Source organism: Pseudoalteromonas sp. AOP7-A1-14, assembly GCF_052376275.1.
In the GTDB taxonomy this organism is placed as follows: Bacteria; Pseudomonadota; Gammaproteobacteria; order Enterobacterales; family Alteromonadaceae; genus Pseudoalteromonas.
Genome location: NZ_JBQSVO010000015.1, coordinates 1 through 16,197 on the forward strand (window position 1 = coordinate 1; position 16,197 = coordinate 16,197).

13 protein-coding genes and 1 tRNA gene are annotated in these 16,197 nt (G+C 40.9%); 5 read left to right on the forward strand and 9 right to left on the reverse strand.

From position 1 onward, the window contains the following. Positions 1 to 35 precede the first annotated feature (35 nt). Positions 36 to 120, reverse strand: a tRNA-Leu gene (locus ACT3RM_RS04415). 258 nt (positions 121 to 378) lie between these two features. Between ACT3RM_RS04415 and ACT3RM_RS04420 the strand changes: the two genes are divergently transcribed. Further along, positions 379 to 879 carry an RDD family protein gene (locus tag ACT3RM_RS04420; RefSeq protein ID WP_441835995.1) on the forward strand — a complete coding sequence of 167 codons (501 nt, stop codon included), beginning with the start codon at positions 379 to 381 and terminating at the stop codon, positions 877 to 879. A 95-nt stretch (positions 880 to 974) separates the two neighbouring features. Here ACT3RM_RS04420 and lptG read toward each other — a convergent pair whose 3' ends face one another. Continuing rightward, positions 975 to 2,042, reverse strand: coding sequence for an LPS export ABC transporter permease LptG (lptG, locus tag ACT3RM_RS04425; RefSeq protein ID WP_441835994.1), 1,068 nt, complete (start codon positions 2,040 to 2,042; stop codon positions 975 to 977). Continuing rightward, a complete protein-coding gene (lptF, locus tag ACT3RM_RS04430; protein WP_441835993.1) occupies positions 2,039 to 3,151 on the reverse strand; it encodes an LPS export ABC transporter permease LptF in 1,113 nt (370 codons plus the stop codon). The genes lptG and lptF overlap by 4 nt, the downstream gene beginning before the upstream one ends. Before the next feature lie 295 nt (positions 3,152 to 3,446). Between lptF and pepA the strand changes: the two genes are divergently transcribed. The 3 genes from pepA (at position 3,447) to ACT3RM_RS04445 (ending at position 8,486) form a co-directional block, all read left to right on the forward strand. After that, a complete protein-coding gene (pepA, locus tag ACT3RM_RS04435) occupies positions 3,447 to 4,958 on the forward strand; it encodes a leucyl aminopeptidase (protein WP_441835992.1) in 1,512 nt (503 codons plus the stop codon). A 169-nt stretch (positions 4,959 to 5,127) separates the two neighbouring features. Then, a complete protein-coding gene (locus tag ACT3RM_RS04440; RefSeq protein ID WP_441835991.1) occupies positions 5,128 to 5,574 on the forward strand; it encodes a DNA polymerase III subunit chi in 447 nt (148 codons plus the stop codon). Between the two features lie 59 nt (positions 5,575 to 5,633). After that, positions 5,634 to 8,486: a valine--tRNA ligase gene (locus tag ACT3RM_RS04445; protein ID WP_441994567.1), complete on the forward strand. Its 2,853-nt coding sequence runs from the start codon at positions 5,634 to 5,636 to the stop codon at positions 8,484 to 8,486. A gap of 145 nt (positions 8,487 to 8,631) precedes the next feature. Here the strand turns inward: ACT3RM_RS04445 and ACT3RM_RS04450 are convergent, their stop codons facing one another. Next, positions 8,632 to 9,933 carry an outer membrane protein transport protein gene (locus tag ACT3RM_RS04450; protein WP_441993052.1) on the reverse strand — a complete coding sequence of 434 codons (1,302 nt, stop codon included), beginning with the start codon at positions 9,931 to 9,933 and terminating at the stop codon, positions 8,632 to 8,634. Positions 9,934 to 10,202: 269 nt separating this feature from the next. Here ACT3RM_RS04450 and ACT3RM_RS04455 point away from each other — a divergent pair, with 269 nt between their 5' ends. Beyond that, positions 10,203 to 10,532 carry a hypothetical protein gene (locus ACT3RM_RS04455; protein WP_441833859.1) on the forward strand — a complete coding sequence of 110 codons (330 nt, stop codon included), beginning with the start codon at positions 10,203 to 10,205 and terminating at the stop codon, positions 10,530 to 10,532. Here the strand turns inward: ACT3RM_RS04455 and ACT3RM_RS04460 are convergent. The 5 genes from ACT3RM_RS04460 to ACT3RM_RS04480 all read right to left on the reverse strand — a co-directional run bounded on the left by ACT3RM_RS04460 (position 10,492) and on the right by ACT3RM_RS04480 (position 16,010). Next, a complete protein-coding gene (locus ACT3RM_RS04460) occupies positions 10,492 to 10,821 on the reverse strand; it encodes a hypothetical protein (protein WP_441833858.1) in 330 nt (109 codons plus the stop codon). The genes ACT3RM_RS04455 and ACT3RM_RS04460 overlap by 41 nt on opposite strands. 540 nt (positions 10,822 to 11,361) lie before the next feature. Continuing rightward, a complete protein-coding gene (gene rraB / locus ACT3RM_RS04465; RefSeq protein WP_441833857.1) occupies positions 11,362 to 11,697 on the reverse strand; it encodes a ribonuclease E inhibitor RraB in 336 nt (111 codons plus the stop codon). Then, positions 11,697 to 12,410, reverse strand: a complete 714-nt coding sequence (locus tag ACT3RM_RS04470) for a 1-acylglycerol-3-phosphate O-acyltransferase (RefSeq protein ID WP_441833856.1) — start codon at positions 12,408 to 12,410, stop codon at positions 11,697 to 11,699. The genes rraB and ACT3RM_RS04470 overlap by 1 nt, the downstream gene beginning before the upstream one ends. A gap of 203 nt (positions 12,411 to 12,613) precedes the next feature. Then, on the reverse strand, positions 12,614 to 14,905 hold the full coding sequence (parC, locus tag ACT3RM_RS04475) for a DNA topoisomerase IV subunit A (RefSeq protein ID WP_441833855.1): 2,292 nt from the start codon (positions 14,903 to 14,905) through the stop codon (positions 12,614 to 12,616). 7 nt (positions 14,906 to 14,912) lie between these two features. Further along, on the reverse strand, positions 14,913 to 16,010 hold the full coding sequence (locus tag ACT3RM_RS04480) for a PQQ-dependent sugar dehydrogenase (RefSeq protein ID WP_441993051.1): 1,098 nt from the start codon (positions 16,008 to 16,010) through the stop codon (positions 14,913 to 14,915). Positions 16,011 to 16,197: the final 187 nt, after the last annotated feature.

Below are 16,197 nucleotides of genomic sequence, written 5' to 3' on the forward strand. Positions count from 1 at the left end.
AAACCTCAGCTAAAACTAGCTGAGGTTATAAGAAGTGGTACCAGCGGCCGGACTCGAACCGGCACGCCTTTCGGCAGGGGATTTTGAATCCCCCATGTATACCAATTTCATCACGCTGGCATCATTTTTCTTTAACCTTCTAACACGAGAAGATAAAGAAAAACCACTTTAGAGCAAACGCTTATTTATGCTTTTGTCTCTATGAAAAGTATTATACAAACAATGAGGTCACCAGCAAGCGTTTTTTACTAAATCACTCTCAACCGCTTAACAATTAAGCAACGATTAACATTCTCTGATATGGCGTCACTTACCAGAGCTAGCATTTGTTACCTTATTTGCTAAACTAGCACGCATATTAACTTTGTGAGTTTGTTTATGTCTGATGAATTTCCACGGGCTGGTTTTTGGCGCCGTTTTGCATCTTTAGTTTACGATTTTTTAGTGGTTATTGCCTTTGCAATGTTAACTACGGTGCTTTTTTTGGTGGCTATACAAGGTTTTATTTCTGCCGATTTAATGAGTTTAAATGGCGCTGAAGATGTCTCTGCACTAATTCAAAACTCACCAATATTGTACGGTGTTCGCAGCGCTCTACTAGTGGTTGTTAGCGTGTTGTTTTTTGCTTATTTTTGGACTAAAAGTGGCCAAACTATTGGTATGAGAGCATGGCGCTTAAAAGTACAAACCCTTGAAGGTAATTTAATAAGCTGGCCACAAGCGGTTATTCGCTCGCTTGGCTCTTTACTTGGTTTAGGTAACTTACTTGTATTAGTAGATTTAAAGAATAAACAGGCACTACAAGATTACATTGCTAAAACGGAAGTCGTTGCCTTAAGCAAAGAAGAAAACAAACGCATTTATCAATCACTTAATTAATTAAGCACTTTTAACAACAAGTAGCGTAAATTGCGCGCGGATTAAATCATCACCGGGTTAATCAACGAATCCCGACAATTACCTCGCGCTAATACTTAAATACGCTTGTTCAGTAAGTACGTCGCAAAGCCAATAAAAATCAGACTTGGTAATACAGCACCAATAATGGCCGGTATTTGATACACCATAACCACAGGGCCAAATATTTCATTGGTTAAATGAAAAGCAATTCCTGTCACGACCCCCATCACAATACGTGCGCCCATAGTCACGGTTCTAAGTGGCCCAAATATAAACGACAGAGCCACTAATAACATTACCGCAATTGACACAGGCTGCATTATTTTTCGCCATAATGCGAGTTCATAGGTACTGGTATTTTGTTCATTTTGCTTTAAATAACCAAGGTATGACCAAAGTCCAGTGAACGACAGTGACTCTGGCTTAACCGACACTACACCGAGCTTTTCGGCGGTTAATTGTGATGGGTAAAATAATTCTTTTTGTTGCTCAGTGGTAATTTCTTGCTCGTTAATAATCACCTTATTAACGTCGCGTAGTTGCCAGCCCCTATCTTGATGAATCGCTTCATTGGCTTTAGTAATTTGTGTGAGTTGCAATGATTTATCAAAATGATATAAATGTACACCATGTAGGTTACCACTTTGATCTACATCTTCTATATTTATGAAGTTATTGCCATCTTTAGCCCATACGCCTTGTTGAGCATTAAATACATCACTACCGTGTATCGCGTGATTACGCATCTCCTTGGCTTTGAGTTGCGCCTCTGGTGCTCCCCACTCGCCAAGCGCCATCATACAAATAGCCATAAATATTGCGGTTTTCATTACTGAAATAATAATTTGCAAGCGTGACATACCCGCCGCCTGCATCACTACCAGTTCACTATTAGAAGCCAATGCGCCGAGCCCTGTTAAGCCACCAATTAATGCGGCCATCGGGAAAAACACCACTAAATCGCCCGGCATACTGTATACGGTGTACAGCAAAGCAGTGGTAATATCATAACTCCCTCGGCCGACAGAGTTTAACTGCTCTATAAATTTAATAAGGGTACTTATGCCAACCAATACCATTAATGCAAAACCCGTGGTTTGAATTATGCTGCGGCCTAAATACCAATCAAGCGTTTTCATCATGCGCTTAACTCCCGCTTTGTGATCACCGCTTTTAGCCAAACGCCTAAAGGTCGGCCTTTAATAATCAATAAACCACCAATAAATAATGCACTTAAATGAATCCACCATAACCCTATGGAAGGCGGGATTTTTCCGCCTTCAACCGCAAATTTAGCTGTATTTAATAAAATAAAGTACCCTAAATACAAGCTAATCGCAGGCACTAGTTTAGCAAACTTACCTTGACGTGGATTAACCACACTTAGTGGCACGGCTAATAATGTCAGTAATGGAATAGATAACGGAATAGCAATGCGCCACTGCCACTGGGCAATTGCTTCTGGGGTTTTCATCGAGAATAAATCAGCTGTTGGCACAGCTTCAAGCTTTCGCCGTTGGTGCTCTATTTCTTTGTCTTGAATTTGCACACTGTAGCCGTCGAACTCAGTTAAGTTAAGTTTGGGCGTTAAGCCGTCAGTTTCATACCGCTTGCCATCACTTAAAATAAGTTGTTGCTCGCCACTTTCTTGTTCAACCATCACACCGCGCTCTGCATAAACTAAACGCGCAAGGTTATCTTTTTCGCTATCAGGAAGTTGTGCTACAAATACTTTATGTAATTCTTTTCCGCCATTTTCAATATTATGAATAAACACCACGGCTTTTTCGTTACCTGTTTGCTGAAACCGCCCCGCTCTAAGTGCAGATAGCCCAGCATCAGCTTTAGCTTTTTCTTTTAGCTGGTACTCTTGCTCGCTAGCCCAAGGTGCAACATATAGGGTCAATACACCGGCAAAAATAGCCAAGACAACACTGGATATTAACGTCACACGTACAACATACCATTCGCTCACCCCACACGCTTTAAGAACCGTCATTTCACTGTCAGCATAAATGCGGCTGTAGGCAAGGATGATCCCTAAAAATATACTCAAAGGTAAAATTAAAGAAGCTAACTGCGGCAGTTTTAGTGCGATCATCGACAACACTAACTGGGCAGGAACACCGCCATCGGAGGCGTCACTTAAAATAACAACAAACTTCTGTGACACAAAAATAGTCATCAAAGTAATAAATACGGCGACCTGCGATTTTAATACTTCAGTGGTCAAATAACGGAAAATTAGCAATGCTCGCCCCTGTTAAACATAGTGTTTTACTGCAATTGTAGGAAATTTTAAGTAAACTTAACGTTTTAGTCGTTTTATTATATGTCATCGACATTAAATATCATACCTAGCAGCAGGATATAATGTTGCTTTAGTGGTATTGATGGCTACAAAAGTATAAAGTTCAAAAAGACATAATAAGCCTGTCTTTATAGGCTAATATTAGAGTTAATAAACTAAAATGTAAGAAAGGCTTCGAAAGTCGAATTTCTTACCCCTATTAAATAGGTTATATGACTCAAAATCAGGAGTGACAATGGAATTTAGCGTAAAAAGTGGTAGTCCCGAAAAGCAACGTAGCGCATGTATTGTAGTTGGCGTTTATGAGCCACGTCGTTTATCCCCCATTGGTGAACAACTAGATAAGATTAGCGATGGTTATATCTCAAATTTATTACGCCGTGGCGACCTAGAAGGTAAACCAGGGCAGGTATTACTATTGCATCATGTACCTAACGTACTGAGCGAACGCGTACTATTAGTTGGTTGTGGTAAAGAGCGTGAACTAGACGACAAGCAATATAAGCAAATTATCTCAAAAACCATTGATACCCTTAATGAAACAGGGTCAATGGAAGCGGTATGCTTTTTAACCGAGCAACATGTTAAAAGCCGCGACACCTACTGGAAAGTACGCCAAGCTGTTGAAACAACACAAGACTGCTTATACACCTTTAATCAATTAAAAAGTAAAAAGAGCGATCCGCGTCGTCCGCTTCGTAAAATTGTGTTTAATGTACCTACACGCCGTGAACTTACCATTGGTGAAAGTGCTGTTGAGCATGGTCTTGCAATTGCTGCCGGTAGCAAATTATGCAAAGACGTGGCGAACATGCCACCAAATATCTGTAATCCAGTTTTTCTAGGTGAACAAGCACAAGAACTTGCCACTCAATTTGCCAACGTAACAGTTGACCTAATTGGTGAAGAAAAAATGGCTGAGTTAGGTATGAATTCATACTTAGCTGTGGGCCGTGGTAGCGATAACGAATCAGTTATGTCAGTTATTAATTACCAAGGTGCTACGAAAGATCAAGCCCCTATAGTGCTGGTTGGTAAAGGCTTAACCTTCGACTCTGGTGGGATTTCTTTAAAACCTGGCGAAGCCATGGACGAAATGAAATACGACATGGGCGGTGCGGCTGGCGTTATTGGTGCAATGCGTGCGCTAGTGCAAATGCAATTACCTATCAACGTTATTGGTGTTTTAGCAGGCTGTGAAAATATGCCAAGTTCAAATGCATATCGTCCGGGTGATATTTTAACCACCATGTCAGGACAAACCGTTGAAGTGCTCAATACCGACGCCGAAGGCCGTTTAGTATTATGTGATGCGCTAACCTATGTTGAGCGTTTTGAGCCTGAAACTGTGGTTGATGTTGCTACCTTAACCGGTGCTTGTATTGTTGCTTTAGGTGCTCATGCAACTGGCCTGTTGTCAAACCATAATCCACTTGCCCACGACTTATTAAAAGCGTCTGAGCAAAGTGGTGATCGCGCTTGGCAATTACCACTTTGGGATGATTATCAGGATCAACTTGAAAGCCCATTTGCAGACTTCACCAATTTAGGAGGTCGTTCTGCAGGGACGATTACCGCTGCGTGTTTCTTGTCTAAGTTCACTAAAAAATACAACTGGGCGCATTTAGATATTGCAGGCACAGCATGGCGCAGTGGTAAAAATAAAGGCGCAACTGGCCGGCCGGTTCCAATGTTAACCCAGTACCTACTTAATCGGGCTGGAATAAGCGAAACAAGCCAAGACTAACGGCTAAGAACCTGAATAAAGGCGCCTCTTGGCGCCTCTTGGCGCCTTTATTATTAGCGCTTTAATGAGCGTATTAATTGAAGCACACCCCGTTCTGTGGCAAAATCGCTGCTCTAATTTATGAGTACTAATTAGTTTCATATTCAATGCAATGGGAAGCCCCAATACAATGAGCATCAACGCCCAATTTTTTGTTCTTAAGCAACAAGATAAGTCGCTAGCAAAAGCTGATGACCACGTTCGCTTAGCTACACAAATTGCAAGTGAACAGTATCGCCAGGGTCAGCGTGTTTTTATTTTTGTTGATAACACCGATATTGCTCATGCTATTGATGAAACGATTTGGTCATTCAACCCCGACAGTTTTGTGCCTCACAACCTACAAGGTGAAGGCCCAAAAGGTGGTGCGCCCGTTGAAATAGGCACCACCCCACCGGTTGGCAATCGTAAAGTTTTAATAAATTTGGCCGCACACCTTCCGGATTTTATTCGTCGGTTTAACCAAGTTTTTGATTTTGTGCCCGTTGAAGCCACAGCTAAGCAAGCCGCCCGTGAGCGTTTTAAAAAGCTGCGCCAACTAGGTGCCAATATCACCACCAAAGATATTAATAGCTAAAATACCCAAAGGGAAATAGCTCACTAATTCATTTAAGTATTTATTTAAGGTTCTGTGTAATGGATAAAACCTACAATCCGCAAGATATCGAACAATCGCTTTATCAAGACTGGGAAGAAAAAGGCTACTTTAAACCTTCAGGCAAAGGCGACGCATATTCAATTATGATTCCACCGCCAAATGTCACCGGTAGCTTACACATGGGCCACGCCTTCCAAGATACCATTATGGATACCTTAACGCGTTTTAAACGTATGCAAGGCAACAACACATTATGGCAAGTAGGTACTGATCATGCGGGTATTGCTACGCAAATGTTGGTTGAGCGCAAACTGGCTGCCGAAGAAGGTAAAACACGCCATGACTTGGGCCGTGATGCCTTCATCGATAAGATTTGGGACTGGAAAAACCACTCTGGCGGAACTATTACTAAACAACTTCGTCGCCTTGGTGCGTCGGTTGATTGGGAGCGTGAACGCTTTACCATGGACGATGGTTTATCTGACGCCGTTAAAGAAGTATTTGTTCGCCTTCACAAAGAAAACTTAATCTACCGTGGCAAACGCCTCGTAAACTGGGATCCAAAACTACACACTGCAATTTCAGACCTTGAAGTTGAAAACAAAGACAGACAAGGCCATATGTGGCACTTACGTTACCCGTTAGCTGATGGTGTTAAAACGCAAGATGGTAAAGACTATATTGTTGTAGCCACCACCCGCCCAGAAACTATGCTAGGTGATTCAGGTGTTGCAGTAAATCCAGATGATGAACGCTATGAAGACTTAATTGGTAAAGATATTTTACTGCCGATTGTTAATCGCCGTATTAAAATTGTCGCTGATGAACATGCCGATAAAGACAAAGGCACAGGTTGCGTAAAAATCACACCTGCACATGATTTTAACGATAACGAAGTAGGTAAACGTCATCAAATGCCGATGATCAACATCTTTAATAAAGATGCGGCCATATTAAGTCAAGGTGAAACCTTCACCTTTGATGGTAAAGAGCTTAAATTTGATGCGCCAATACCTGAGCGCCTGCATAACCTTGACCGTTTTGCTGCGCGTAAAGCGATTGTGGCTGAATTTGAAGAGCTTGACCTACTTGAAAAAATTGAAGATCACGGCCTAACCGTTCCTTACGGCGATCGTTCTGGCGTAGTCATTGAACCACTACTAACTGATCAATGGTATGTACGTGTTGCACCGCTGGCCGAGCCTGCAAAAGACGCTGTTAAAAATGGCGATATTCAATTTGTGCCACAGCAATACGAAAACATGTACTTTTCATGGATGAACGACGTACAAGATTGGTGTATTTCGCGTCAGCTTTGGTGGGGGCATCGTATTCCAGCTTGGTATGACAACGAAGGCAATGTATTTGTTGGCCGTGATGAGGCCGAAGTACGCCGTGAAAATAATATCGCCGACGATGTTGCACTTAGCCAAGACGAAGACGTACTTGACACTTGGTTCTCATCTGCACTTTGGACCTTCTCAACCCAAGGTTGGCCAGCCAATACTGAAGACTTAAAAACCTTCCATCCATCTGACGTGTTGGTAACAGGTTTTGATATTATATTCTTCTGGGTGGCGCGTATGATCATGATGACCATGCACTTCATTAAAGATGATGACGGCAAGCCACAAGTACCGTTTAAAACCGTCTATGTAACGGGGCTTATTCGCGATGAAAATGGCGATAAAATGTCTAAATCAAAAGGTAATGTACTCGACCCTATCGATATGATTGACGGTATCGGCCTTGAAAGCTTAGTAACCAAGCGTACCAGTAACTTAATGCAAGCAAAGGTCGCTAAAAAAATTGAAAAAGACACCCGTAAAACGTTTGATAATGGCATTGAAGCCCACGGTACTGATGCATTACGTTTTACTTTAGCAGCAATGGCGTCAACCGGTCGTGACATCAACTGGGATATGAATCGCCTTGAAGGTTACCGTAACTTCTGTAATAAGTTATGGAACGCCAGCCGTTACGTACTTATGAATACTGAAGAACAAGACTGCGGCTTTAACGAAGCCGAAAAACAGTACTCACTTGCTGATCGTTGGGTTTTAGGGCAATTTGAGTCAACAGTTAAAACCTACACTGAGCACTTAGATAACTACCGTTTTGATTTAGCAGCTAACACGCTTTATGAATTTACTTGGAACCAGTTCTGCGATTGGTACTTAGAGCTAACTAAGCCTATTTTATTCAAAGGCAATGAAGCACAGCAACGTGGTACACGTCATACGCTAATAACTGTACTTGAGAGCTTACTGCGTTTGATGCACCCAATGATGCCATACATCACTGAAACGATTTGGCAGCGCGTTGCGCCACTTGCAGGCATTGAAACTGCAAATACCAGTATCATGGTACAAGCATTCCCTGTTTATAATGCAGCAAGCGTTGACGCAAAAGCGATGGACGATTTAGAGTGGGTTAAACAGTTTATTATCGCGATTCGTAATATTCGTGGTGAAATGGATATCAGCCCAAGCAAACCTTTATCAGTCTTGTTAGCTAACGCATCAAGCGATGACGTGCGTCGTATTAAAGAAAACGAAGCATTCTTAGCCTCACTTGCTAAAATTGAAGAATTTACTTTGCTTGATAATAAAGACGACGCTCCTGCTTGTGCAACGTCATACGTTGGCAACCTTGAGATCATGATCCCAATGGCAGGCCTTATTGATGTTGAAGCTGAGCTTGCTCGTATAGCTAAACAACTTGAAAAGGCAGAGAAAGGCCTGGCACAAGTACAAAACAAACTTGCTAACGAAAAGTTTGTTAACAATGCACCTGAAGCCGTACTCGCTAAAGAGAATGATAAACTTGCTGAGTTTAGCGATGCCAAAGCTAAACTATTAGAGCAAAAAGTTAAAATAGAAAGCTTATAATTAAGCTGTTACGGATGGCTTACGCCATTCGTAAACAGTTAATTTATAAGTATAAAAAAAAGCCGCTTACTTCATTTTGCTGTAAGCGGCTTTTTTGTGTCTAGGCTCTAGGCTCTAGGCTCTAGGCTCTAGGCTCTAGGCAGAATTAGAATGTGTAGTTGTACTGAGCACCTAATAATACTGCATGACCTTTTGATTCAAAAGACCATTGCTGTGGTAGCGTTTCACTTTCTACTTTTTCAGTAAAGTTTTGTGTTTTACCACGTAATACGCTCACACCTAAATCAACGTTTGAGTTTTGATCAATCGCATAGTTACCACCAAACGAGAACCAAAAACGGTCTGTATCAGGGATAGAAATTGATAAATGCTGTTGTGATACTGGTGATTCATCAAACGCAAAACCAGCACGAAGCATTAAATTTTCACTGTACTGGTAATCAGTACCGATTGAGTAACGCATTGCATCAGAGAAATCTTCTGTTTTTTCAAACGCACTGAACTTGCCACCTGTAGGTGCAGTAACTTGTGCTTCTAATGAGTCAAAGCTGCTCCAACCTGTCCATAATACGCTGTAGTGAACGCCTAGCTTTTCATCTAACTGGTGAGAACCTGAGAACTCAGCAATTGCTGGTAGTGTAATTTCAACTGAGCCAGGTAATTCAACTTGACCGTTTAACCCACCAGGAATAAATGAAGGTAGTTCATTCGAGTACTCACCTTCAAAAGTAATATCTGTTTCTGTACGGTAATTAAAACCAAAGCGGCTATTTTCATCTAATTGGTACATTAAACCAACGTTTAAGCCGTAACCCATGTCATCACCTTCAAGGTGAACAGCATCAGCACTTGCAGGAATAGATGCAATAGCAGGGTTTACAGGAGGTACTACGCCAAACTTACGAATAATCTTCGCTTCTGCATAAATTGCATTTAAACCAATACCAAAACTGAACTGCTCAGATACTTTATAAGCAACACTTGCGTTCATGTTTACAGTAACAATTTCAGTTTCACCAGCAATTTGGCCAGCTGCGTAATCATCGTTAAACTCAGTGGCAAGGCCAAAGTTAGAAAATGCACCAAAACCAAATGATACTTTTTCATTCACTGGCATAGTGAAGTAACCTGCAGGAATAAAGGCACTTGGCGCAATGCTATCATCATCAAGTACACTTTCATCTAAACCATAAGCCGCACTTTCGCCTTCAAGACTCACATCTGGAATTACAGCAATACCCGCTACAGAAATTTGCTTGTCTTTGAATAACGACATAAGCGCAGGATTACGTGCAATAACTGACGCATCATCAGCTACAGCTGCTTCACCAGCATAAGCACGGCCTAAACCTGATGCACTATGCTCTGCAAGTTGGAAAGCGGCAGCAAAGCTATCAGCCGACATAACAGCAAGTGATGCTGCAATAAGTGTTTTAGTGAGTTTCATCTGTTGTTTCCTTATCCAAATTTAATTTGGTTGTGTGTTATTTTGATAATTAAAAACTTTCGTACAGTACCTTAAAACAAATCAAAAAACTGTAAACTTTAGTTAAAAAACCGTAAAAAACCCATTTTTTAACAGCTAGGTAACAGTTTTTTAAAACTCATCCGACAAGCAAAAGCAAAAATCAAATTGCAATTAATTATCATTTAGATTGACAGTGATGGTTACTCATTTTAAACTCACGCTATCGCAGCTTTTCAAGAGTTATTATGATTATTATTGGATTTATTTTAGCTGCACTCATTTTTTGTGGTGCCAGTGTGTTTTGTTTTTGTAAAGCAAACTACTGCGCCTGTACGCAAGCAGGTCAATGCGACAACCCTGTAAATCATTACTGGTTAGGTGCGATACTAAGCGCATTAATTGCATTACTATTATGCTCTGCTGCGCTTCATTCAGAAAAAGGGAGTATATTATGGTTGGTGTTAATGGCAAGCTGCTTTAGTGGTGCATTATTATCAGCTAGGCAATCTGCTAAACGTCGCTGTGATAAGTCATCCACTAAATCAGCAAGTGCTCTTTCAACAAACGAGCCAAATTAATTTGGTGATCAAGGGATTTAATGCTGGCAATGATTTTAAGTTCATTGTTACCTTCACTTAAATCCACATCCTTTGCAGTAATATAATGGTTGTATTTCACGTTATAAAAAATATCTAGCGGTAGCTTAGGCTGGCATAAGTCGTGTAATAATGCGCCCATAGCCAGCTCGTGCACTGTTTGTGCTTTATAGCCCAGGTATTTAGCAAACACAGTAATTAGATCATATCTCTTATGGTTACGAAACACCGATGCAACTATATCCCTCGCAATATCATCGAGTAACGACACATTAATCTTTAAGCCCAAGGTTAAATCGCTATAAAGTGACTGTAACTTACGTGTGTGCTGATCAAAGTTAACACTGGCTTTTGCAAATTCTTGCTCAACATTGCTCTCTTTTTTAGTTTTCTTTTTTGCGATGCTTTAGGGGTTGGTTTTAGAGCAGCTACTTTTGATGGGTTGTGGGTTGATACTTTCTAGGTACCGCAATATCTCTTTGAGTAAAATCAATTAACAGCACCTCTGCCCCTTCAGATATTAATCACTGAATAATAAATTTATCACGCACTAAACCGCGAGTTTTAATCTTTATCTTGGCTGAAGTTCAGAAATGGGTAAAGTAATAAGCATAAATTGTTTTACGGTTTTTTGAAATGATGACTTTTATTATCAACGATCAACCCAAATACGACCTCGTTACTACTTAAAATCAAATTGGCTATTTATAAAATAGCGCGAGTTAGCGAGTTTTGAAGATTGAAATCACTCAAAATATGTCAATATTTGCGCAGTCTAACTCGCTAACTCTACCTTCAAGCCATTGGTCACTTATTCTTGAAAGTAAGTGCCCCAGCCGTCATATTCAACATCACATTGCTTTGCTAAAGCCTCAAGCTTATCAACGTCTTCCATTATAACTTCAACATTGAGCTCAGCTTCAACTACAATATCAAAGCTCCATACTTTCTCACCGTCTTCTAATTCAAGCTCAGCGGGCTCTTCAACATCATAACCTAATTTAAAAGCAGCTAATGCTGCTTGCTCTAGTTTAGCAAAGTCTTCACATACAAAGTGATGCTCAACCTCATAAAGTATTTCAGGATCTGAGCCATCTTCAAGCAATGAGGTGACAATGTCTTCACTAATTTCGCGCCAATTTTCCATTATTTGTTTCTCACTTGAGCATCTAATTCTGTTATTTTAGCAGCCATTATCTGATGAACGCGAGTCGCATGTTCGCGAGCACTCTGTTGTTTATCTAAATTTATTGGCGCTAACATTTCAAGGTAAATTGTACCATTGTCCCAGCGATTTAGCTTTATGGTTTTATGTGTCGTGCTCATACAAACAGGCACAATAGGCACACTGGCATTTAAAGCTGTACGAAAAGCCCCTGTTTTAAAAGGTAATAATCCTCGACCATAGCTGCGAGTACCTTCAGGAAACATCCATACCGACAAACCTTTTTGCTTAATTTTATTCGCTGATTTTGAAATTGTTCCCGCCGCTTTGGAGCTATTTTTACGGTCAATCAAAATATTTCCCGACAACCAATATAGCTGACCAAAAAATGGGATCCATTTTAGACTTTTTTTACCTAAGCTAACGCAGTTTTTAGGCACCATGGCAGGTAGTGTAAAAATATCATAGTTGTTTTGGTGGTTGGCCACATAAACAGCGGGCCCATTATTTTCAGATCCTTGTGCATAACTTAGTTCAAGTTTAACCCCTAATAAGCGTGCCATTTGTCCAAACCAACCTGAAACAATATGCACATTATTACTATGAAAAGGCTTGGCCAAGCATAGTATAAGTCCCACTATACAACTTAAAATAATAAATAATGCCATGATTATAATACGAAAAAAAGCTAACAACAAAATTCTCCTCAACAAACACAGTGCGTATTATAGCGTTATTTAAAGCGCATCACGAGAGTTAAGCGCACACTTGTACGCTTAAAATATCATTTCCAATATATTTCAGATAATTAGCAGTTTTATTTTTAATTGATATAAATAAAAAAGACCTGCAAATGCAGGTCTGTTTCGTTGTCAGTCATCGTTATTGCGAAGCAAATTTATTCAATATCGCTTTGCTCAATTTCATCATCAACAAGTGTAAACTCAACCTCAGCTTCATCGACTCGTTGTAAACCACGGGGTAGTTTATTACCCCGGCGACCACGTTCACCATGATAGTGTTCTAAATCACTTGGTTTTAAGGTTAGTTTGCGCTTACCTGCATGCAAAGTAACGCTGCTACCTTGTGGCACTACAGCAAGCACTTTGACAAACTCTTCACGAGCCAACACTTTAGCGCCAGGAATAGAGATAATCTTATTGCCTTTACCTTTACTCAATTTAGGTAAATCACGTAGTGGAAACAGTAACATGCGCCCTTCGTTAGAAATCGCCATGCAATAATCGCTTGCCACATCACTTACTCTAATAGGTGTTAATAACTCGCCGCCTTTAGGGACACTTACCAGTGTTTTACCATTTTTATTTTTACTGACTAAATCTTTAAAGTCAGTAATAAAGCCATAACCGGCATCAGAGGCCATTAACAATACTTGATTATCTTCGGCCATCACCACATGCTCAAAGTTAGCACCAGAGGTTAAATTAAAGCGCCCAGTCATGGGCTCACCTTGGCTTCGAGCCGATGGTAAACTATGCGCATCAGTGGCAAAAGCGCGCCCTGCTGAGTCTAAGAACACAGCAGGCTGATTACTTTTTCCTCGAGCTGAGGCTTTAAATTCATCACCCGATTTATAGCTTAAGCTTTGTGCGTCAAGATCATGACCTTTACCTACACGTGCCCAGCCTTTCTCAGAAAGCACCACAGTTACAGACTCTGATGGAATTAAATCCTTTTCACTCAGAGCTTTGGCTTCTATACGTTCAACCACAGGAGAGCGACGGTCATCACCATAAAGTTCAGCGGCTTCTTGAATTTCTTTTTTCAGTAATGTCGACATACGACGGTCTGAACCCAACGTTTTTTCTAACTTATCACGCTCTTTAGCCAGTTCATCTTGCTCACCACGAATTTTAAACTCTTCTAACTTCGCTAAATGACGAAGTTTTAACTCTAATATCGCCTCAGCTTGTAGATCAGATATAGCAAAGCGTTCTATTAGCACTGGCTTTGGCTTATCTTCAGTACGAATGATCTCTATCACTTCGTCAATATTTAAAAAGGCGGCTAATAAACCTTCTAAAATATGTAACCGCGCTAAGACTTTATCTAAACGGTATTGCAGCCGACGGCGTACGGTTTCACGACGAAAAGTGAGCCATTCAACTAAAATGCTACGTAAGTCTTTTACTTGCGGGCGACCATCTAGCCCTAACATGTTTAAATTAACACGGTAGTTTTTTTCAAGATCTGTCGTGGCAAATAAGTGCGCCATAAGTGGCTCAGCTTTAATACGGTTTGAACGCGGTATAATCACTATTCGAGTTGGGTTTTCGTGATCTGACTCATCACGTAAATCAGCCACCATTGGTAATTTTTTAGCATTCATTTGCGCGGCAATTTGTTCTAGTACTTTGCTGCCTGAACATTGATGTGGCAGCGCAGTAATAACAATATCACCTTGTTCTTCGGTATAAATCGCACGCATTTTTATCGAACCACGACCGGTTTGATAAATCTTACGAATATCCGCTTTTGGAGTAATTATTTCTGCTTCAGTGGGGTAATCAGGTGCATGTACCAGCTCTAATAGCTCGTCTATTTCTGTTTTTGGCTTATCTAGTAATAAGCAACAAGCACTGGCTACTTCACGCACATTATGTGGTGGAATATCGGTTGCCATACCTACCGCTATACCTGTCACACCATTGAGTAAAATATGGGGTAACCGCGAAGGTAAAACTAGCGGTTCATTCATCGTGCCGTCAAAGTTTGGCGTCCAATCAACGGTGCCCTGACCAAGCTCTTTAAGTAATACTTCAGAAAACTTAGATAAACGCGCTTCAGTGTAACGCATTGCAGCAAATGATTTAGGATCGTCTGCAGCTCCCCAGTTACCTTGCCCATCAACTAATGGATAACGGTAAGAGAATGGTTGCGCCATTAATACCATGGCTTCATAACAAGCGCTGTCACCATGTGGATGGTACTTACCTAGTACATCACCCACGGTACGGGCTGATTTTTTATACTTAGCCGCTGCCGATAAACCCAGCTCGCTCATTGCATAAATAATACGACGCTGAACGGGCTTAAGCCCATCACCAACATGGGGTAATGCACGGTCCATGATCACATACATGGAATAGTTCAAATAGGCGTCTTCGGTAAAACGCCCCATTGTTTGTTGCTCAATTCCTTGCATTAGCAAGGTATCTGTATCACTCATTTAAAGCCTACCTAATTTTTTTATAGCTAACACGGTAGATCACATTGGCATAATCATCAGAGACTAATAAACTGCCATCAGCCATCTCAGCAAAAGCGACTGGCCGACCAAATGTTTCTTCATTTTGCATAAAGCCCGTTATAAACGGTGTGTATTTTACCACACGTCCTTGCTCAATTGTGGCTACAGCCACTTTATATCCTGCTTTTTTAGTGCGGTTCCACGACCCATGTTCAGCCACAAAAAGTTGCCCAGAGTAACTGCTTGGGAACTGTTTACCACGATAAAAATGGATACCCAATGGCGCTACATGCGCGCCAAGCGCTAACGCCGGAGAACTGTAATCAGCTATTTTTTTGCCTTTACCAAACTCAGGGTCAATAATTGCGCCAGCATGTACATACGGAAAACCAAAATGCTCGCCTTCCTGGCTTAAACGGTTTAGCTCATCCGGCGGCATGTCATCACCCATCATGTCGCGACCATTATCGCTAAACCATAGCGTTTGCGTACTTGGGTGATAGTCAAAGCCAACAGAGTTTCGAATACCTTTTGCTAACGTCTTTAACTGCTTGGTATTGGTATCAAGCGCAAAAATACGACCAAAACGTTCATCTTCAGCGCAAATATTACAAGGCACGCCAACAGGAATAATTAACTCGCCAGTTGGCGAAAAACGAATAAATTTCCACCCATGGTGGCGCTCAATTGGTAAGGCATCATAAACCACTTCAAATTTTGGCGCTTTTAAATGTTTATCTATATCTTTAAAGCGAATAACACGTTCAACCTCAGCAACATACAAGTCGCCATCTTTTATGGCAATACCTGAGGGCATGTTTAAATCACTGGCAACCACCATTTTTTTATCGGCAACACCGTCACTGTTATGATCGATTAGTGCATAAACATTACCGGCTTTACGCGAGCCAACATACACAATACCTTTTTTAGACACCGCAATTTGCCGAGCATTTTCCACATTTTTGGCAAATAAACTGACCTGAAAACCATCACTGACTGTTAATTTACTTAAAATATCTTTAGCCAGTACTGGAGTACTTATCAACCCCAGCATTAAAAAGGAGCTTAGTAATTTAATCATCTGTCTCTATCCTATTGAGTCCATGTTCCTTTGCAGCATAAGGTGCTTTGCCGGATTTCTATTAAAGAGCTCTATAAATTTTTATTACTCTTATTAGTAGGGGTTGATGACCCTTTTAGGATTAAAACTTCTTCCATTTAAAGGCGAGTGAATCGCCTCTTAGAAGAGCTCTTCGGGCAGCGCGTGT

Excerpts from the sequence above, each read along its gene's own strand:
- ACT3RM_RS04420 (WP_441835995.1), top strand. The coding sequence starts at position 379 with ATGTCTGATGAATTTCCACGGGCTGGTTTTTGGCGCCGTTTTGCATCT.
- lptG (WP_441835994.1), bottom strand. The coding sequence starts at position 2,042 with ATGATGAAAACGCTTGATTGGTATTTAGGCCGCAGCATAATTCAAACC.
- pepA (WP_441835992.1), top strand. The coding sequence starts at position 3,447 with ATGGAATTTAGCGTAAAAAGTGGTAGTCCCGAAAAGCAACGTAGCGCA.
- ACT3RM_RS04440 (WP_441835991.1), top strand. The coding sequence starts at position 5,128 with ATGAGCATCAACGCCCAATTTTTTGTTCTTAAGCAACAAGATAAGTCG.
- ACT3RM_RS04445 (WP_441994567.1), top strand. The coding sequence starts at position 5,634 with ATGGATAAAACCTACAATCCGCAAGATATCGAACAATCGCTTTATCAA.
- ACT3RM_RS04450 (WP_441993052.1), bottom strand. The coding sequence starts at position 9,933 with ATGAAACTCACTAAAACACTTATTGCAGCATCACTTGCTGTTATGTCG.
- rraB (WP_441833857.1), bottom strand. The coding sequence starts at position 11,697 with ATGGAAAATTGGCGCGAAATTAGTGAAGACATTGTCACCTCATTGCTT.
- parC (WP_441833855.1), bottom strand. The coding sequence starts at position 14,905 with ATGAGTGATACAGATACCTTGCTAATGCAAGGAATTGAGCAACAAACA.
- ACT3RM_RS04480 (WP_441993051.1), bottom strand. The coding sequence starts at position 16,010 with ATGATTAAATTACTAAGCTCCTTTTTAATGCTGGGGTTGATAAGTACT.